The following is a 19893-nucleotide window of genomic DNA, read 5'->3' on the forward strand; positions in this document are numbered from 1 at the left end:
GATAACTAATTTGTGCCCGTGATTTTCATGGTCGGTCATCCCTTAAACCGTGGCTGAACGCCTGCGCAGACCGCAGCGATTTTCTGTGTTAAGCCGTGCTACACCGTGAAGGGAGTGACGCAGGTGCTGCGCAGTTCGATCGAGATCTTCAACATCCGCAACCGCTCGAGGCGGGTCGTCTGGCAGACGGAGCAGCTTTTCGAGGCGCCGAACTGGTCGCCGGACGGCCGCAGCCTGCTGCTCAACTGCGATGGCCGTCTGTATCGCCTGCCGCTGGACGGGGAAGTCACGCCGCAGGCCGTCGATACCGATTTTGCGATCCGCTGTAACAATGATCACGGCATTTCACCCGATGGCACGCTGATTGCCATTTCCGACAAATGCGAGTTCGATAAATCGGCCATTTATGTGCTGTCGGCGCAGGGCGGTATGCCGAGGCTGGTGACGCGCAACCTGCCGTCCTATTGGCATGGCTGGTCTCCGGATGGCCGGCGCTTCGCCTTTTGCGGCATCCGCGAGCAGGTTTTCGATATCTATTCGATTGCGATCGATGGCGGCGAGGAGCTACGCCTGACCTTCGGCGAGGGCCGAAATGACGGCCCGGACTATTCGGCGGACGGGCGCTGGATTTATTTCAATTCCAGCCGCAGCGGCCGCATGCAAATCTGGCGTGTGCCGGTGCAAGGCGGGTCTGCCGAGCGCATGACCGACAGCGACTACGGCGACTGGTTTCCGCATCCCTCTCCGAAAGGCGATAAGGTCGTGTTTCTTTCCTACGACGGCGATGTCTTCGACCATCCGCGTGATCTTGATGTCCGCGTGCGTCTGATGGATATGGATGGCGGCAATGTTGAAACGCTGTTCGAGCTTTTTGGCGGGCAGGGTACCATGAACTCTCCCAACTGGGCGCCGGATGGCGATGAATTTGCCTATGTCCGTTATTTCCCTCTGCCCTGAAGGCGTTTGGCCATGCTGACGCAACCGAAACCCGAGGACGCGCTGACCGCTGCGGAACCTTTCGCGACAAACGAACGTGCGGCCGTCTATCGCGCCATCCATACCAGACGCGACGTGCGCGACCAGTTCCTGCCCGACGCCTTGCCGGACGATCTGGTGATGCGTCTGCTGGACGCGGCACATGCAGCCCCTTCCGTAGGCTTCATGCAGCCATGGAGCTTCATTCTCGTGCGCGACGAGGCCACCCGCGCGCAGGCCTATCAAGCCTTCTCGCGCGCCAATGCCGAGGCTGAGAACCTGTTTTCCGGCGACCGGGCGCAAACCTATCGCGGCCTGAAGCTGGAAGGCATCCGCAAGGCGCCTCTGTCGATCTGCATCACCTGCGATCCAGATCGGGCGGGCCCGGTCGTGCTGGGACGCACCCACAATCCGCGCATGGACGCCTATTCGACCGTCTGTGCCGTGCAGAACCTATGGCTGGCGGCACGGGCGGAAGGTGTGGGCGTCGGCTGGGTCAGCATCTTTCATGATGCCGATATCAAGGCGCTGCTGGGCATTCCTGAACGTGTCGAAATCGTCGCCTGGCTCTGTCTGGGATTTGTCGATCAGCTTTACAGCGAGCCGGAACTGGCGGTGAAGGGCTGGCGCGAGCGGCTGGCGCTGGCGGACCTTGTCCACGAAGGTCGCTGGCCGCAGGACGAAGCCTGATCCCCCTATGGCCGCAAGCGCGCGTGTCCGCGGGTGCTATTGTCGCAGTTGTGCGCCGCCGGCTGGATTGGCGAGATCGATCGTGCTCGGGTTCGGGAAAAACTGTGGTCCGACGATGCGAACCTTTTTCGACGGATCATAGTCGCGCTCCGGCACCGGTGGCAGGTCCGCTGCCTTGGCTTTCTCGACGACCGGAGGCGGATCGCTGAAGGTAATGATCGAAGATTGTTTGGGTGCCGCCAGCGTGACGACCGAGGATGAACTGCCGGCATCGGTACCGCCCTCGGTATCAGCCACGCCAGGCACGAATTCGGAATCGGGGGCGGCGCAGTTATTGGCTGCGATTTCGGAACGGATCAGCCTGGTCTCGTGACCGGTGATGACGAGGCTGCGAGCCTGATTGCGGGCTGCCAGGATATCCCTGCGGTTCTGCTCCATCTGCGCCAGCGTCTGCCGCAAGGCACGGCAGGCGTCGTCGTTGGGGCCGCCGAGCGGCGTGACGCTGATCGAGCCACATTCATGGCGGCGCATGTCGAGCCTCAGCTTGCGGATCTCGACATTCTGCCGGGTCACTGCCTGCGCATGAGCGCGCACATCGCCGGTACTGCCGATGATCTGCGGCGCGTTGGCAAGGCGCCGGAAAAGGTTTTGGCAAAGCGCGGCCTGATCCTGCGCGATAGCGGACAGTGGGCTGAAACAGATGACCAGCGACAGCAATCTGTGAGGTCGCATCCTTGCCTCCCTACGGCCCCGCCTGTTGTGGGACCGTCATCGTCTCGTTGTCGAATGCCGAAGGCGAATGGTTCCGCCTTCGGAGCGACAGTATCACAAACCCTTAGGCCAGGATGGCCGGCAGGGTCGGTTGCGAGGCCTCGGCAACGGCGATCGCCGTCATGTTGACGACACCGCGCGACGTCACCGACTGGCCGAGAATATGGGCGGGAAGCGCCGCACCTACCAGGATCGGTCCGACATGCAGCGCATCGGTCATGTTGCGGGCGATGCCGAGCGAAATGCTGGCGGCATCGAGGTTCGGGAAGATCAAAAGGTTGGCCTCGCCGGTCAGCGTACTGTTCGGCATGGCGCGCTTGCGCACCACTTCGGACAGGGCGGCACCCCCCTGCATTTCGCCGTCGATTTCCAGATGCGGCGCCTTTTCGCGAACCAGCGTCAGCGCCTCGCGCATCTTGCGTGCACTTTCCGAATCACGCGAACCGAAATTCGAATGGCAGATCAATGCCGCCTTCGGCACGATGCCAAAACGCTGAACTTCCTGCGCGGCAAGAACGGTGATCTCGGCGATCTCGGCGGCCGACGGGCTGTAGTTCACGAATGTATCGGTGAAGAACATCGCACCGCGCTGGGAAATCAGCAGGCTGAGGCCTGACAGCGTGCAGGCGCCGGGACGCATGCCGATGATCTGGCGGATGTGGCGCAGGTGGCTGTCATAGCGACCTTCGAGACCGCAGATCAGCGCATCGGCCTCGCCGCGCTTGACCGACAGGGCGCCAATGATGGTGTTGTTGGTGCGCACCAGCGTGCGGGCCGCCTCCGGGTTGATGCCGGCGCGGCCGACGAGGGCGAAATAATCATCGACATAATCGCGGTAACGCGGATCGTCTTCCGGGTTGACGACGGCGAAATCCTCGTTTGGGCGCAGCCGGATGCCGAAACGCTTGAGTCTCGCCTCGATGACCGACGGGCGACCGATCAGCGTCGGCACCGCGATCTGCTCGTCGAGCAGGACCTGTACGGCGCGCAGCACCCGCTCGTTTTCGCCCTCAGCGAAGATGACGCGCTTCTTTTCCGTAGCCTTGGCCGTGGCGAAGATCGGCTTCATCACGAAACCGGACCGCCAGACGAACCGGTTCAACTGGTCCAGATAGGCGTCGAAATCCTGGATCGGGCGGGCGGCGACACCGCTTTCGGCGGCAGCTCTGGCGACGGCCGGCGCGATGCGCAGGATGAGGCGCGGGTCGAAGGGCGAGGGGATCAGGTAGTCCGAACCGAAAATCGGCGTTTCGCCCGAATAGGCCCGGGCAACGACGTCGGAGACTTCCTCGCGGGCAAGGGCCGCGATCGCCTTGACCGCCGCCATCTTCATTTCCTCATTGATCGTGGTCGCGCCGCAATCGAGCGCACCTCGGAAAATATAGGGAAAGCAGAGGACGTTGTTGACCTGATTGGGGAAATCCGAACGGCCGGTGCAGATCATCGCATCCGGGCGGGCGGCGCGGGCGAGTTCCGGCATGATTTCCGGTGTCGGGTTCGCAAGCGCCATGATCAGCGGCTTGTCCGCCATCTGGGCCAGCAGTTCCGGCTTCAGGACGCCGGCGGCCGAAAGGCCGAGGAACACGTCGGCGCCAGCGATATTGTCGGCCAGAACCCGGTTGTCGCTCTTCTGGGCATAGACGGCTTTCCACTCGTCCATCAGCTCGGTGCGGCCTTCATAGACCAGACCTTCGATATCGTGGACCCAGATGTTTTCCTTCCTGGCGCCGAGCGAAACCAGCAGGTTGAGGCAGGCAAGGGCGGCAGCACCGGCGCCCGAGGCAACGATCTTGACGTCGGCGATGTTCTTGCCGGCCAGTTCCAGACCGTTTAGGATACCGGCGGCGACGATGATGGCAGTGCCGTGCTGGTCGTCGTGGAAGACCGGGATGTTCATCTTGTCGCGCAACTGGCGCTCGACCTCGAAACATTCCGGCGCCTTGATGTCCTCAAGATTGATGCCGCCAAAAGTCGGCTCGAGAGCCGCAATGGTCGAGACCATTTCCTCGACCTTCGGCGCGTCGATCTCGATGTCGAAAACGTCGATGCCGGCAAATTTCTTGAAGAGAACGGCCTTGCCTTCCATGACAGGCTTGGAAGCGAGCGGACCGATATTGCCCAGCCCCAGAACCGCCGTGCCGTTGGAAATGACGGCGACAAGATTGGCGCGTGCGGTGTAGTCCGCCGCGGTTTCCGGATTGTCGCGGATGGCAAGGCAGGGAGCGGCAACGCCCGGCGAATAGGCGAGCGCGAGGTCGCGCTGGTTGCCGAGCGGCTTGGTGGCCTGGATTTCCAGCTTGCCCGGGCGGGGATACTGATGGAAGAACAATGCCTGTTCTTCAAGTTCGCCATTGCTGGAGGGATTGGCAGGCGTATCGGACATGTTCGATGTCATTGCGACCTCGGTCAAATTTCTTTTTCGAGGTCCCTCAATACAACAAATGGCCGAAGGGTCCAGCCGCATATTGAGCCGTGCCGTCTTCCAAGGGCGATGTTGCGTGCGGGTGACGTGCGGTGGCAACGGATACAAAAGCCGGCGCCTGTCATGTTCGTGAAACACGAGTCTGTTTTTCAGAAGTCAGGACGACGCGACGAGAGGGCGGTTTCGTGACTGGGCAAATGCAAACTGGGCAAATCGAAACGAAGCATTTCAGAACCCTGTTCATTTCCGACGTGCATCTCGGCTCCAAGGCGGCACGCACGGATTTCCTTCTGGATTTCCTGCGCTACCACGAGGCCGAGACGATCGTGCTGGTCGGCGACATCGTCGACGGCTGGCGGCTGAAACGCAGCTGGTACTGGCCCCAGGACTGCAATGACGTGGTGCAGAAACTGCTGCGCAAGGCGCGCAAGGGCACCCGCATCATCTATATCCCAGGCAATCACGACGAATTCCTGCGATCCTTCCCGGGTGTGCATTTCGGCGGCATCGAAGTCGCCGACCGGATCATTCACGAAACAGCGGATGGCCGTAAATATCTCGTTTTACATGGAGACCAGTTCGACGTCGTGGTGCGCAACATCCGTCTGCTCGCCTATCTCGGCGATTGGGCCTATGACGCTGCCATCGTCATTAATATCGGTCTTGCCGCCATCCGCCGCAAGCTTGGCCTGCCTTACTGGTCGTTCTCGGCCTGGGCGAAACTGCAGGTCAAGCAGGCGGTCAATTTCATCGGCGAATTTCAGAACGTGGTGGCCGATGAAGCGCGGCGCGCCGAGGTCGATGGGGTCATTTGCGGCCACATTCACCACGCGGTTATGGAAGACATCGATGGCATTCACTACGTCAATACCGGCGACTGGGTGGAAAGCTGTACGGCGATCGCCGAGCATGCCGACGGCTCGTTCGAGCTGATCACCTGGCGCCATGTAGCGGCAACGGCGCAAGTGCATGCGCTGCCGGCGCCGGAAAAGCGCGACGTCGTAGCGACGCAGGCTGCCTAATCCTTGAACGACCTTATGCTTGACCTGTCGCGAGCCATCGACCGAATCGTCTGTTGGATGCGTCGTCGGATGCTCGGGGCAGGCCAGAAGGCGACGGAGAGCGGGGCTCAGCCCCACAATTCCGGCTGCGGCGCACTCACCAGCGATCCGTCATAACGCAGGCCCGGAACGCGATCCCGAGCAAGCAGCAGCGGGCCGTCGAGATCGGCGTAATCGCAGCCCTGTGCAAGCAGTACCGCCGGCGCCATGGCAAGTGATGTGCCCACCATGCAGCCGACCATGATTTTAAACCCCAGCCGTTTCGCTTCCGCCTTCATGAGCAGTCCCTCGGTCAGGCCGCCGCTCTTGTCGAGCTTGATGTTGACGGCATCGTAGCGATCACGAAGCGCCAAAAGATCGTCCGTCGAATGCACGCTCTCGTCTGCGCAGATCGAAACCTTCCGGGATATGCCGTTCAAGATCGAATCCTTGCCAACCGGCAGCGGTTGCTCGATCAGTTCGATATTCGCCTGTGCCGCGACCGCTAGGTGATGTTCGATATTGGCCGGTGTCCAGCCTTCGTTGGCATCAACGACAATCCGTGCATTGGGAGCGGCCGCGCGCACGGCGCGAATACGATCTGCGTCGTTTTCCGTGCCAAGCTTGATTTTGAGAAGCGGACGATGGGCATTGGCGGCAACCTGTGTCGCCATGGTGGCCGGGTCGGCGAGCGAGATGGTGTAGCAGGTGACGACCGGCGCGGGATCGGCCATGCCGAGAAGCGTTGCGACACGTGCACCGCCCGATTTGGCCTCAAGATCGAACAGGGCGCAATCGATCGCATTGCGCGCCGCGCCCGACTTCATTTCGCGCCGCAGAGACAGGCGGTCCATTCCCTGTTCGATGGCAGGCGCCATCGCGCGAATCGCCTCGAATACGCCGTCGATGGTTTCCCCGTAACGGCGATAGGGCACGCATTCACCGCGGCCGGTAAAGCCGTTTTCGCCGATTGTGCAGGTCACAACCTCGGCTTCAGTCTTCGAGCCGCGGGAAATCGTGAAGCTTCCGGCGATCGGAAAGGATTCTGTTGTGGCTTCGAGGTGACGCCGCATGGATTTAGCTTCCCGCGCATGGCATTTCGTTAACAGGTGTTTATATTGCCGTTTCCCGATGCGCTATCAACGGGCGTTGAGCAGAAGAAGATTTATGCAGGCACAGCCGAACCCCGCCGAGATGTCGGACGCGGACATCAGGATCGAAGAGATCGACAATGGGGGACAGCGTCTGGTCCTGACCGGGAACTGGCGCAGCCATGGCATTTCGGCCGTGCTCCCAAAACTGTCGAAGATCGAATCCGGCAAGGCCAATGGCCGGCTGGAGGTGGATGTCAGCGAAATTGAGGGGATCGACACGGCTGGCGCCTGGCTGTTGCGCCGCCTGATGACCCGCCAGAGGGATGCGGGCGGCGAGATCGAGCTGGCTGGCGCCGATGCCAAGCTGCGCGAACTGTTGGATGTGCTGCCCGAAAAGACGCCTGAGCCGGAAAAGATTGCCGATAACAGCACACTGTTCCAGCGTATCTTTTCCCCGACGGGCGAGGTCATGGTTGCGCTCGGTCGGGATCTCGTTTCGGCCATGAACATTCTGGGCTCTGCCGTGCGGGGCGCGCAGATGAAGCTTGGCCACGGCGCGGGCGTGTCGCCGGCTTCTGTGGTAACCCATATCGATCGCATGGGTGTGCGCGCGACACCGATCATCTTGCTGATGTCGTTTCTGATCGGCGCGATCATTGCCCAGCAGGGCGCCTTCCAGCTGCGCTATTTCGGCGCCGAACTGTTCGTCGTCGATCTGGTGGGCATTTTGCAGTTGCGCGAAATCGGCGTCCTCTTGACCGCAATCATGATCGCTGGCCGTTCCGGCAGCGCGATTACCGCGGAAATCGGATCGATGAAGATGCGCGAGGAAATCGATGCTCTGACCGTGATCGGTCTCAACCCGATCGGCGTTCTGGTTTTTCCGCGGCTGGTGGCGCTGACGATTGCGCTGCCGCTACTGTCCATCATAGCCAATTTCGCGGCGCTGACCGGTGCCGCGGTCATAACCTGGGCCTATTCCGGCATCACGTTCGAGACCTTTCTCGGGCGCCTGAATGAAGCGATCGACTATTCCTCCGTGGCATCCGGCATGATCAAGGCGCCGTTCATGGCGCTTGCTATCGGCATCGTTTCGGCAGTGGAAGGCCTGAAGGTCGGAGGCAGCGCCGAATCGCTCGGCCAGCACGTGACCGCTTCCGTGGTGAAGTCGATCTTTGCGGTCATCCTGATGGATGCGCTGTTTGCGATCTTCTATTCCGCGATCGATTTTTAAGGCGACGACGAATGGCCGCAAGCGAAACACTGGAGCGCCAGACCCTGGAGAAAGAGATACCGGCAAACGGTGATCGCGACATCATTCTTGAGGTCCGCGATCTGACCGTCGGTTTCGGCTCCAAGATCGTGCTCGATAACCTGAACCTCGATATCTATCGCGGTGAAATTCTGGGATTCGTCGGCGCGTCCGGCACCGGCAAGTCGGTGCTCATGCGCACCGTGTTGCGGCTCCTGCCGCATCGGTCGGGCACGATCAAGATCTTGGGCGTGGATTACGATACGGCCGACGAGCAGAAGCGCATTTCGCTCGATACGCGGCTTGGCGTTCTTTTCCAGCATGGCGCGCTGTTTTCGGCACTGACGGTGAAGGAAAACATCCAGCTGCCGATGCGCGAATATCTGCGGCTACCGCAGTCGCTGATGGATGAGCTGGCCTATCTGAAGCTGGAGCTTGTCGGACTGCCGGCCGATGCGGCCGACAAATATCCTTCGGAACTGTCTGGCGGCATGATCAAGCGCGCAGCCCTTGCGCGTGCGCTGGCGCTCGATCCGGACCTGGTGTTTCTCGACGAACCGACTTCCGGCCTCGACCCGATCGGAGCCGCCGACTTCGATGCGCTGATCGCCAAGCTGCGCGATACGCTGGGACTTACCGTCTACATGGTGACGCACGATCTCGACAGCCTGTTCTCGGTCTGCGACCGTATTGCCGTGCTCGGCCAGAAGAAGGTATTGGTGGAAGGAACGCTGGACGACATGTTTGCCTGCGACGACCCTTGGGTTCAGTCTTATTTCCGCGGCAAACGCGCACGTTCGGTGGTGACCGAGCCGATCGACCGAGCCGCCGAATACCCAGAAAAGTGACCGGAATTCATGGAAACCAAAGCCAACTACGCCCTTGTGGGATTTTTCACCCTTCTGGTGGTCGCCGCCGCCTTCGGCTTCGTCTACTGGATGGCGCAATATGGCCGCGGCGGGCCGACGGGCGAATTGGCGATCCGCATTCCGGGCTCCGCCAACGGCCTGTCTGTCGGTTCGGCGGTGCGCTTTAACGGCATTCCCGTCGGGACCGTGCGCAATCTGGCCATCGATCCGGACGATCCGCGCTATTCGATCGCCTTCACCGAGGTTCAGCTGGAGGCGCCGATCTACCAGTCGACCAAGGCGGTTCTTGAAGTGCAGGGCCTGACCGGCGCCGCCTATATCGAACTGTCGGGCGGTCGCGTCGGGGAGGAAAATATCGTCAAGAAAGCGCAGGATGCAGGCCGCCCGGCCGTGCTGATCGCCGACCAGTCGAGCGTGACCAACCTTCTGGCCACGGCCGACCAGATCCTCAAGCGCGCCGATTCCGCCATCGGCGATATCCAAGGCTTTGTCGCCGATGCTCGCGGGCCGTTGACGGAAACGATCAAGCACGCCGAGACGTTTACGGCTTCGTTGAGCGACAATGCCGGCGCCATCGACGAATTCTTGCAAAGCCTGTCGGCGCTTTCAGGAACATTCAACACGGTATCGCAACGCATCGATTCGACACTCGAGGCGGCCGAACAGCTGGTGCGTGCTGTCGATGCCAACAAAATCAACAACATCCTCAGCAATGCGGAAAAGGTTTCCGGCGATATTGCCGCTTCCTCGACGGAACTGCCGGGCATTGTCGCCGAGGTCAAGCAGACCGCGGCGAGCTTCCGTCAGGTCGGTCTCGATACCCAGAATGTGCTGCGGCGCGCCGAACAGGTCATGGCCTCGGTCGATCCGAAACAGGTCGGCGCCGCGGTGGAGAATTTTGCGCAGGTTTCCGCCGATGCGCGCGGCGCGGTCGCTTCGGCGCGTGACGTGGTCGATGGTGTCGCTGCCCGCCGTGACGAGATCGATCGCGCAATCGGCGACTTTTCCGAACTGGCCAAGAAGCTGAACGAGGCATCCAGCCGCGTCGACGGCATTCTTGCGAAGGTCGATACGATGGTGAGCGGCGACAGTTCCGAAGGCATGTTCGCCGAGGCGCAGAAGACCTTGCAGTCGATCCGCGCCGCGGCCGACAATCTCAATGGCCGCATTGGCCCGATCGCAGACAATATCAATCGCTTCTCGTCTTCCGGCCTGCAGAACGTGCAAAGCCTGGTGGGCGACATGCGGCGCACGGTGGACAATCTCAATCGCGCGATCACCAATTTCGACAACGATCCCCAGCGCCTCATCTTCGGCGGGGACGAGGTCAAGACTTATGACGGCAGGACCCGGCGTTGATGGCGTATGTTGCGTTCAAGAACAGGGCTTATGGGAGCGTGAAAATGGGTTCGAAGTCTGTTGGGCTCGGTCGAGGCGCGATGCTGGCCTTGCCGCTGATGGCAGTGCTGTTGTCCGGCTGTGGCGGAAAGGCCAATAACGACACATTCGACCTGTCGCTGACGCCGATGGCCAGCAATTCGGGTTCGGCGAAAGGCCGTCAGATCCTGGTTCCCGAGCCCACGGCTTTGAAATCGCTCGACAGCGAACAGGTCGTGGTGCGTGTATCGCCGTCCGAAATCCGCTATCTCGCCAATTCGCAGTGGGGAGACCGTCTGCCGCGCATCGTTCAGTCTAAACTGGTGGAGGCGTTCGAGAACACCGGCAGGCTTGGGGGCGTCGGCAAGCCCGGGCAGGGGCTGGCGATCGATTACCAGGTCGTGACCGATATCCGTGCTTTCGAAGTCAATGCTGCGAGCCCGAAAGTGGCGGCGGTCGAGATTTCGGTCAAGATTCTCAATGACCGCAATGGCTCGGTGCGGGCGCAGAACGTCTTCCGTGCGACCGTGCCCGTGTCAGGTGAAGACAATGCGACCTTCATTGCCGGGATCAACCGTGCCTTCGCCAAGGTCGGTGCCGATATTGTCGACTGGACCCTGAAGTCCATCTGAGGCCACGGGAAAGCCGCGACAGCTGTTGAGAAGCGCAGTCGAAGGCCGTGTTCGGTGTCCTCAATCTCAATCTCGACAAAGGCCGAGGCCGAAAGCGTGCGCGCGACGGCTCTCTCAGATCGCGTTCAAAAGTGCGGCGATCGAACCGCCGCTTCTTTCCGCGCGGCCAGGAGGTACATCCCTCCCGGCACGGTTCGTCCCGTTTCGACAGCAGCGTTTCCGGCGGAGCCGGCTTTCGAACTTGCAGCCCTGAAACGAAGAGAGTTCCGTTCTCCGCCGAGACTGCAGCCTGAACATTCCTGTAGTCCGGCTGAGCACGCCGCTCACCCATCCGCGCTGTAAACGGAACCACGCCCTCCCGACCGTTCCACCCTGACATCCTCGCAAGTACCCGTCGTGGAGCGGCGCCGTCGCGACCAGACTGTATATGAGAACGCAGCCAATGGGCCCTATGCGCTCAGCCCAAGTGAGACGCTCGCTACATAGGTACTATCAGGCCCAAACGGCGGGTGTCGGGCACCTGAGCCCGAGCCTCAAGGGCGGCGGAATGGTGTTGGCGTCCTTATAGAACGTCGCGACGGGAATATCCGTGCCGCTCAATAGCGGTCGCCTCCGCCGCCTCCGCTCGGTGTCTGCCATCACCCCAATCGCGGCATGCAACCGTTCGGATCAGGACTGCAGCAATGATTTATCCGCGAGCGTGGTGTCTTCGCTGCGCGCATAGATCAGGGCATGCAACGCGTCCTGCACGCATAACAGCAGGCGGAAGGCTTCGCTCTCGCTGCGCAATGGCAAGGCCGACCGCCGCATGTCGCGCAGATGACTGAGCTTGAGGGCGATATCGATATCGTCTGAATACAGGTGCGCCACAGAGACCTCCTGGTTCCTGTGGCGCAGTCTATCAGAAACTGACGGTGTATCAACTATCGATCAACAACCAACGCGATTATTGTTTAGTTGAAGCGACCGGCGGCGTGGGCCAGCATTGTATAGACCTTGCCAGTGTCCGATGTCAGGTAGCTCTGCGTGACCGTCTTGTCGCGGTCGGTGCGGGCCACATCGGCAAGCAGCTTTTCGAAATCGGCGATGTAGCGGTCGACAGCGGTCCGGAATTCTGGCTCGCGATCGTACTTGCTCTTGATATCGTCGAAGGTCTGCTGACCCTTGAGCGTATAGAGGCGACGAGTGAAGACATCGCGCTCGCCACGCTGGTAGCGCCGCCACAGGTCGACCGAGGCGTTGTGGTCGATTGCCCGCGCGATGTCGACCGACAGCGAATTGAGCGATTCCACCATGTGGCGCGGATTGCGGGTGTCGCCGCCGTGACGCGTCGAGGTTTCCGGCGCGCTGCGCACGGGCTGGCGCGGCGCAGTTTCCGCCTGCTCGTCACGCGAAGCGCCGCGCAGGAGATCGCTGATCCAGCCGCCATTATCGTCACGACGCGGTGCCGGTTCAGAGGCTCGCGATGGCTGCGTCGACATGCCTTGATCGGCCGGCAGGCTGCCACGCAGAAGGCCGCCGGGCACGCTGCCCGACAGTGCACCGCCGAGACCGCCCGACAAGATGTCACGCGCAGGCTGCGGCGCGGCCGCGGGCTGCTGTGCCACCCGCTGTTGCAGGTTCGGCTGCGGGGAGACGGGCTGCTGAGAAGCCGGCTGCTGCAATACGGGTTGCTGCAGCACGGACTGGTGAAGCGCCGGGGCCGGCTGTTCGGGTGCGACGGATGCCGGTTGATAGGTCTGCTGCGGAGCCACCGGGGCGGCGGCCGGAGCAGGGCGGGGTGCAGGCGCGGGGGCGGAGCGAACCGGTTCGGCCACTTCCAGCTGCTGCGTGGAACGCCCGACCAGCGTCGAAATGTCCTGCAAGGCCTTGATCTGTTCGGAGACCGCGCGTCGCATCGCGGCAGCGCTTTCCTTGGCCTCTTCCGGCAGATCGAAAGCGCCGCGCTTCAGTTCCGAACGGGTCGCGTCAAGTTCCTTGCGGATGTCGACGGCCGAGCGACGGATCTCGTCGGTGGCGCCGGCAAAGCGGCCGATCGCGTCATCGACGGACTGGCGCAGGGTTTCACGCAATTGGTCGGCCGCCATGTCGGATTTGCCGGTGGCATCGGCCAGCATGCGCTCGACATCGGAAAGCGAGCCGGCAATGCCGTCCTGCATGCGCGCCGCGACATCGCGCGAACGACGCTCGGCTTCGCTGAGCGTACCCTCGATGGCGCGGGTTGCTTCCTGGCCGGCGTTGAAGAAGGCATTGCGCATGTTTTCGGCGGTGATTTCGGCGCGCTGCTGGGTTTCCCCGAGCGAGCGACCGATATCGGCAAACGAGGCCTGGAGGCCTTCGCGAAGCCGCGAAGATACCTGCGAGGAACGGTCTTCGGCGCGGTCGAAAGCGCCTTCGACGAGGTTCGTCAGGTTCCGCATCGTCACTTCGATCTCTTCCGAACGCTTTACGAGGCCGACCGACAGGTCGCGCAGCGCCGCCTGGCGCTCATCGAGCGTGCCGACGAGATTGGACTGGGCCGCACCCAGCAGTTCCGATGCCTGACCAAGCACGCGCGAGTGTTCGTCGAAGCGTCCAACGATATTGCCGACCTGCGACAGCGTCGCCGACGAGACGTTCTGCAGCCGATCGACATTGTTTTCCAAAAGCCGGCTGGCACTGGAGACAACATCCGCAGACTGGCTCGCGGACTGGGAGAACCGCTCGGCGGTTGCACCGAGGCGCTCGTCTGCGGCGCCGAGCTGTTCGGCAGCGCGTTCGATCGTGCCACCCAGTTCCGCAGCCGTGCGCTGCACCAGCGAGGCGATGCCGGTATTGCTGTCTTCCAGACGCGAGATCAGGCTCTGAACGCTGGCCGCCAGACCCTGTTCGACGCCCTGCATGCGGCCGGCAACTTCCTCGCCGCGCTGGCTGATCGCCGACAGCGTATCATTGGTGCGGGCCGCGAGGGCATCCACCAGCGCGTTGTTTTCGTCGCGCAGACGCTGGCTGGTTTCCTCCGCGACCGCGGAAAGACGACCGGCAGTCTGCTCGGCCGTCGAGGCCAGCTGCTCGGCAGCGAGGCGGCCGGCTTCGGCATACTGTTCGAGAGCCGGACGCGCCTTTTCGTCGACCAGCCGCGAGAATTCGGCAGACCGGCTCGCAAGCATTGAGTTGAGATCGCGCGAGCGGTTGTCGAGCGACGAGCGGATCGCTTCGCCGCGGGCTTCCAGCGCCTTGTCGACCTGATCGATTGCGGCGTTGATTTCGCCGGCGGTCTGCGAAAGGGCATCGCGCACGCTGTCGCCGCGGGCACCAAGGGAGCGTTCCGCATCGCCGAGCGCATCCGAGATGGCGGCGACCTGACCCTTTACCAGTGCATCGGCTTCGGCAACCTTGTTGACGATCGAATTGCCGGCTTCCGAGAAGGCCTGCGCGACGGCTGCGGCCTGGCCGGACAGGCGGCCCTGGGTTTCGGAAATGCGGCTGACGATCTCGTTGGAACGTTCCTCGATAGACTGCGTGAATTCGGCGTTGCGCGCGCTGAGTTCCTCGGAGAACTGGCTGCCGGCGCGCGATAGCGACTCGACCGCGCGCATGGCTTCGCTATCCATGCCTTCGGCCGCCGTGGTCACGGCTTCGCGCATGGCGGAGGCTAGGGTGGCAGCCTTCCCCTCGATCGTGCGGCTGACGGCATCAAGGCCGACATTGAGCGCGCGGTCCATGGTGCCGAGCCGCTCTTCGAGCCGCTCATTGCCGGCTTCGAACGTGCTATCGATACGCGCTGCCGCGGTTTCGCTGGCGGCTTCAAGGCGGCTGCTGCCACCTTCGAGGCTGGCTTCGATGCGCTCGGCGGCTTCGCCGGCGACGCGCCGAAGATCGGCGGTACGTTCGGCGAGCGTCTCGCCAAGATTGCGGCCGACGCCATCGACCAGTTCGGAAACCGAACCGAGCTGTTCGCGCATGCGACCCTCAAGGCCGGTCAATGTGCCATCGACACGCTCGCTGGTTTCGTTGAGCGCGGTGGAGACGCCGCCGACGGTCTTTTCAATCCGGCTAGAGAACTGGTCGGCCGAACGGTTGATCTCGGCTGCCGCCGTGCTCAGCTTGGCGGCGATTTCGCCGGCGCTGGAGGTGAGGCGGCCTTCGAGGTCGTTACCGACGCCGTCGACAATGCCGCGCAGACCTTCCTGCTGCAGTTCCAGCGTCATTTCCAGCATGCTGGCGCTTGTGGCGATCGAGGTGCCGATCGACGTTGCCTGATCGGCAAGCATCTCGCTGAACTGGCCTTCGGCTTCGGTGAGAGTGGCCGAGATCATGTCTCGACGCTCGTCCAGCGTCGAACGCATGCGCTCGTAGCTGTTGTCCATCGTTTCCGACAGGCGGTCGTTGCCGGCGTCCATGGTTTCGGCGACACGCTCGTGGCCGGTGCTGATCATGGTTTCCATGCGCAGCAGGCCGTCGGTGATCGTATCCTCGAAACGTTCGGCATTCTGGCCAAGCGCCATCTCGATGCGGCCGGCGCCGCCGCCAACCGTGCGGTCGATCTGTTCGGCACCGTGTCCGAGCGCGCGGGCAATCTCGGCGCCGCGGTCCTGAAGCGTGTTTTCGAGACGCTGCTGGTTGTCGGCATAGACGCCCTGCAGGTTTTCGGTGCGCGCCGCAAAAGCGGCGGCGACGCGCTCGTCGGCACTGTTGATGCTGTCGAGCAGCGCGTTCGCCTTGTCCTCGATCGCGCCCGTCAGGCGGTCTTCCCCAAGGGCAAGCGAGGTCGCCATTTCCATCGACTTGTCGTCGAGGATATCGCCGAAGCGCTCGGTGGTGCGCGATACCATCTCGCCCATTTCGGTCATGCGGCGACCGAGATCCTGCTCGATGCGTTCGTGGCCCGAAGACAGGACGGTTTCCATGGCCGAAACGCGGGTATCGAGCACGCCGGCAATCCGCTCCGGCGCGCCGGAAACGGCGTCTTCGAGGCGGCTCGTGCGTTCGTCGAGAACCTCGGCAAGGCGTTCGTGGCTGCCGCTGACGGCGTTGACGATGGCCGCCGAATGACCGGCAAGCGTGTCGTCGAAACGGGTCTGGCTATCGGTCAGGGCGTTGAAAAGCGCGCCGCTGCGTTCCGCCATGACCGCGTCGATGCGCTCGTGCGCGCCGCCGAAACTGTCGGTGATCTCCGCTGCTCGGGCATTGAGCGTCTCGGTGAATTCCTGGGCGCGGCCTTCGAGCGCCCCGGACAGGGCGCGGCTCTTCTCATCGAAATCGGTGGAGAAGGCGGCGGCCGACGCCGCCAGGCTCTCGTTGAGTGCCCGGCCGGAATTCTCCAGGTTTTCGCTAAGATCGCGGCCGGAGGTTTCGAGCGTTTCAGCGAGCGCCCGGCTGCGCTGGTCGATGGCCTGCTGGAATTCGCTGGTGCTGGCGTCGAGCCCCTCCGTGAGGGCGGCCGCCGAGGTTGCGAGGCCGACGGTCAGCGCCAGGCTCTTGTCTTCGATCGCCTCCTGCAGCTCGGCGCTGCGGGCATCGAAGGCCTCGGTAAAGGCACGGCTGCGGGCGTCAAGCGCTTCGCCGATCCGGCTCGCACCGGTCTCAAGCGTGCTTTCGAGCATTTCCTGATTGGCGCCGAGAGTCGTTGCAAGCGCAAGCGACTGGTCCGTAAAGGCCGAGCCGATGCGTTCGATACTGGTCGACAGAATCCCTTCCACCGCCTCGGAATTGTTCTCGACGCTCTGCTTGATGCGCAGCAGGCTTTCGTTGAGCTTGGTGTCCAGCGAGCCGGAGCGCTGGTCGAAAGCGGTGGTGAACTCGTTGAGGCCGCTGTCGAACGTCGTGCTGAGCTGGCCGATCGTGGTCTGCAGCCGTTCCTCGAAGAGGCCGGTGCGCAGGTCGAGATCCATGACGGCATCGTCGGCCGCGGTCTGCAGGCTCTGACGGAAGGTCGAGCCCCGCTCGTCGAGGGCGGTGTTGAGCGAATTCAGGACGCCGTCGAGCGTGCCGGTGATGGCGCGTTCGCCCGAGGTCAGGCCCTCGGTGATTTCGCGGGTGCGCGCAACCAGTGTCTCGTTGAGCTGGCGCGTGCGGTCGGACAGGGCGGCATTGAGCTTTTCGGTGTTGGCGTCGAGTGTCGATGCACGCGTCTCGAACTGGCCGAGCAGGTCTTCGCCGCGTTCGCTGAGCGTCTTTGACAGGTCTTCGAGGCGAACATCGAATTCGCCGGCAAGCTGCTTGCCGGAGGCCTGCAGGGTCTGCACCATCGAATCGGTCTTGGCGGTGAGCAGCGAACCGAGTGCTTCGCCGGCCGCGTTCGAGCGTTCCATAAGCGTTGCGGCGCGCGTCTCGATCATCGAGGCAAACGCCTCGCCGGACGTGGCAAGGCGAACGGAAATCTCCTCGGTCGCGAGCGACAGGTCCTCCTTGAGCTGATCATGCGCGCCGACGATCGAAGCGCGAATGCGGTCGGCATGGTTGACGATGGCGTCGCGCTCGGAACCCAGTTCATGCACGAGGCCGCGCACGCGCAGTTCGTTGTCGGCATAGCTGCGCTCGAGCGCGTTCACTTCCGAATGGACAAGCGTTTCCAGCTCGGTCGCCCGGGCAATGGTGCGCTCAATGCCTTCGTTCATCGCCATGACTTCGCGGCGCACGGCCTGGCCGACCGACATGATGCGGTCCGTGGCGATGGTTTCCGGTTCGGACAGGCGCAGGGCCACCTCAGCCATCGAGCGGGCGGCGAGGCGCAGTTCGTGCGCACGCGCCATCATGATCGAGAAGGCGTAAAACAGCATGACCGGTACGAAGATACCGACGCCGATGGCGACGACGCCGGGCGTTTCGAGGACCTGTTCTACCGAGTTGAACTGCCAGATCTGCGACCCGTAGATCAACTGGCCAAGACCGAGGCCGCCGATCGTCCACAGCGTCGACAGAATGGTGGAGTTACGAAGGGCCGCCCGCATCGCTCCGCCATCGAGCGTGCGCAGCAGTGCGGCAGTCGGGCGACGGCTGGCATCATTGGCGGGCGAAAAGGTTGGCGACTTCGGGCCACCGGTCTCGCCGGCTGCCGGGCGCGCCTGTTCGGCGGCGGCCTTGCGTACTTCCGCCTGGCGGGCAACGGCCTGCTTTTCGCGCGCGGTGGGCTGCGGGCTTGCCGGCTTGCCGGAGGGAGCCCGGTCGGGCGCGGCCTGCTCCCGGGGCTGGGAGGCGGGACCAGAGCGAGGCTTCAGCTCTTCTTCGAAATCGTTGTTCAGCGCATCTTCCAGCGCCTGAAACGCGGTTTCGTCGATCGCATCGCTGTTGTTGTTCTTCACCATGCGGTTACGCCTCGTTACTAACACCGGTCATACCATCCGACCCGCTGCCGCATGCAAATGGCTCGGGTGACACGCCTGTCGGTTGAAGCCGTCGCCGACGGATATCGGCGATCGGATCGTCCTTATCTTATTCCAGTCCGGAACGCTTTCATTTCAAAGGGATGATAAGGAATGCTTACCGACCCGCCTTCCGGTGCGCGAAAATTTGGCCGAAACCGAGGCACACGCCGCGCCCAAGCGTATTGTAGTGGCACATTCCTCGGTGTGTTACAATTCGGGTCGGGGTCGCGGGGCCTTGCCCGGCAGGCCGTTAACAGAAAATACATCATATCGGCACACCAAACCCCTTCAAAATGCGAGGCTTCGTCAAAATTAACCATGACCGAAGAAAAGCCTGAACGAGCGATCCGGATTTAAGCGCAATACGCATTTTCGCCCTTCATTGTCTGGATCGTCTGCCTTTCTTCAACAGGACGAATGCTGATGGCCGCCGTTTCTCATGCTCTTGAACTGCCCGACAATGCGACAGTCGAGGATGCCTTCATCGAGGCGCCGTCGGCATCCCGCCCAATCGATCTCGTGCATCTTGCGCGCCAGACGATGGGTGACAAGGACCTTGAAATCGAAATCCTGTCGCTGTTTGCCCGGCAGGCGAGGGCGGCACTGGTGGAGATGACGGCTGGTGCCGTGCCCAAGGCCACGACCGCGCATCGGATCCGCGGTTCGGCAAACGCCGTAGGCGCCTTTCGGGTGGCGGCCATCGCAGGACAGATCGAGGCCGGGCACACCGATGCGGCATCGCTCGCGCGGTTCGGCGCCTGCGTGCTCGAGGCCGAACATTTTATCGGCACGCTTTGCCGCTGACATTCCGCTGATCGATTGCGGGCAGAGGGTGCCGCGAGCGAGGCCGCGCCGCCTTTTGCCTCGCCCGGCCCTTGTTGACTGCCAAGGCGTTTTATCGGAAGAGATGCGTTTCGCAACCGCTTCTCACAAAACAGTTCGGATACGCAGATCATGACCAAGCTTACCATCGTTGCCTTCGACGGCACCCGTTTCGAACTCGATGCGGCAGACGGATCGACGGTGATGGAAAATGCCGTGCGCCATTCGGTGCCCGGGATCGATGCCGAATGCGGTGGGGCCTGCGCCTGTGCCACCTGTCACGTCTATGTGGATGATGCCTGGTCTGAAACCGTCGGCGGACCGGCGCCGATGGAGGAAGACATGCTCGACTTCGCCTTCGATCTGCGCCCGACGTCCCGCCTTTCCTGTCAGATCAAGATGACCCCGGCACTGGATGGGCTGGTGGTTAGCGTGCCTGAACGCCAGGGCTGACGCGTCGTATCGTGCCACAAAAAAAGCCTCGCTGCGCCGAAGCGAGCGAGGCTTGAGGTAGGCACGTCACTGCAGGTGAGGGAGGGAACAGCTGCAGCAATGGGACGCACCGGGAGAACACCGTACAGAGCCCGTCAAGGCTGAAAGACT

The 19893-nt window shown here is 62.5% G+C and carries 14 protein-coding genes; 9 read left to right on the forward strand and 5 right to left on the reverse strand.

The window, feature by feature from the left end:
* Positions 1-126: 126 nt before the first annotated feature.
* Together ACQKKX_RS09840 and bluB are read left to right on the forward strand one after the other, a co-directional pair.
* On the forward strand, positions 127-957 hold the full coding sequence (locus tag ACQKKX_RS09840) for a TolB family protein (RefSeq protein ID WP_427570621.1): 831 nt from the start codon (positions 127-129) through the stop codon (positions 955-957).
* Positions 958-969: 12 nt separating this feature from the next.
* Positions 970-1665 carry a 5,6-dimethylbenzimidazole synthase gene (gene bluB, locus ACQKKX_RS09845; RefSeq protein WP_427570469.1) on the forward strand — a complete coding sequence of 232 codons (696 nt, stop codon included), beginning with the start codon at positions 970-972 and terminating at the stop codon, positions 1663-1665.
* Positions 1666-1701: 36 nt separating this feature from the next.
* On the opposite strand, the gene ACQKKX_RS09850 is transcribed toward bluB, so the two are convergent.
* Both ACQKKX_RS09850 and ACQKKX_RS09855 read right to left on the reverse strand, forming a co-directional pair.
* Positions 1702-2397 carry a hypothetical protein gene (locus ACQKKX_RS09850; protein WP_427570470.1) on the reverse strand — a complete coding sequence of 232 codons (696 nt, stop codon included), beginning with the start codon at positions 2395-2397 and terminating at the stop codon, positions 1702-1704.
* A gap of 103 nt (positions 2398-2500) precedes the next feature.
* Positions 2501-4831 (reverse strand): NADP-dependent malic enzyme, encoded by a 2331-nt coding sequence (locus ACQKKX_RS09855; protein WP_427570471.1) that lies wholly within the window; start codon positions 4829-4831, stop codon positions 2501-2503.
* 224 nt (positions 4832-5055) lie between these two features.
* Here ACQKKX_RS09855 and ACQKKX_RS09860 point away from each other — a divergent pair, with 224 nt between their 5' ends.
* Positions 5056-5880, forward strand: a complete 825-nt coding sequence (locus tag ACQKKX_RS09860) for a UDP-2,3-diacylglucosamine diphosphatase (protein ID WP_427570472.1) — start codon at positions 5056-5058, stop codon at positions 5878-5880.
* Positions 5881-5987: 107 nt separating this feature from the next.
* Here the strand turns inward: ACQKKX_RS09860 and dgcA are convergent, their stop codons facing one another.
* Positions 5988-6971: an N-acetyl-D-Glu racemase DgcA gene (dgcA, locus tag ACQKKX_RS09865; protein WP_427570473.1), complete on the reverse strand. Its 984-nt coding sequence runs from the start codon at positions 6969-6971 to the stop codon at positions 5988-5990.
* A gap of 94 nt (positions 6972-7065) precedes the next feature.
* Here dgcA and ACQKKX_RS09870 point away from each other — a divergent pair, with 94 nt between their 5' ends.
* Genes ACQKKX_RS09870 through ACQKKX_RS09885 form a run of 4 tightly spaced genes read left to right on the forward strand, consistent with a single transcriptional unit; the run spans position 7066 to position 11122 of the window.
* Positions 7066-8226 (forward strand): ABC transporter permease, encoded by a 1161-nt coding sequence (locus ACQKKX_RS09870; RefSeq protein ID WP_427570474.1) that lies wholly within the window; start codon positions 7066-7068, stop codon positions 8224-8226.
* A gap of 11 nt (positions 8227-8237) precedes the next feature.
* Positions 8238-9092, forward strand: coding sequence for an ABC transporter ATP-binding protein (locus ACQKKX_RS09875; RefSeq protein WP_427570475.1), 855 nt, complete (start codon positions 8238-8240; stop codon positions 9090-9092).
* A 9-nt stretch (positions 9093-9101) separates the two neighbouring features.
* Positions 9102-10472: an MlaD family protein gene (locus tag ACQKKX_RS09880; protein ID WP_427570476.1), complete on the forward strand. Its 1371-nt coding sequence runs from the start codon at positions 9102-9104 to the stop codon at positions 10470-10472.
* Positions 10473-10516: 44 nt separating this feature from the next.
* The gene (locus tag ACQKKX_RS09885; protein WP_427570477.1) at positions 10517-11122 is read left to right on the forward strand and encodes an ABC-type transport auxiliary lipoprotein family protein; all 606 of its coding nucleotides are present in this window, start codon (positions 10517-10519) and stop codon (positions 11120-11122) included.
* Between the two features lie 669 nt (positions 11123-11791).
* Here ACQKKX_RS09885 and ACQKKX_RS09890 read toward each other — a convergent pair.
* Positions 11792-11992: a hypothetical protein gene (locus ACQKKX_RS09890; protein ID WP_427570478.1), complete on the reverse strand. Its 201-nt coding sequence runs from the start codon at positions 11990-11992 to the stop codon at positions 11792-11794.
* A gap of 83 nt (positions 11993-12075) precedes the next feature.
* Complete coding sequence (locus tag ACQKKX_RS09895) at positions 12076-18408, reverse strand: hypothetical protein (protein WP_427570479.1); 6333 nt, start codon at positions 18406-18408, stop codon at positions 12076-12078.
* Positions 18409-18891: 483 nt separating this feature from the next.
* Between ACQKKX_RS09895 and ACQKKX_RS09900 the strand changes: the two genes are divergently transcribed.
* Both ACQKKX_RS09900 and ACQKKX_RS09905 read left to right on the forward strand, forming a co-directional pair.
* Complete coding sequence (locus ACQKKX_RS09900) at positions 18892-19272, forward strand: Hpt domain-containing protein (protein WP_427570480.1); 381 nt, start codon at positions 18892-18894, stop codon at positions 19270-19272.
* A 150-nt stretch (positions 19273-19422) separates the two neighbouring features.
* A complete protein-coding gene (locus ACQKKX_RS09905; RefSeq protein ID WP_427570481.1) occupies positions 19423-19743 on the forward strand; it encodes a 2Fe-2S iron-sulfur cluster-binding protein in 321 nt (106 codons plus the stop codon).
* The last annotated feature ends 150 nt before the right edge of the window (positions 19744-19893 follow it).

The sequence above is a fragment of the Neorhizobium sp. NPDC001467 genome (genome assembly GCF_050275975.1).
Lineage (GTDB): Bacteria > Pseudomonadota > Alphaproteobacteria > Rhizobiales > Rhizobiaceae > Neorhizobium.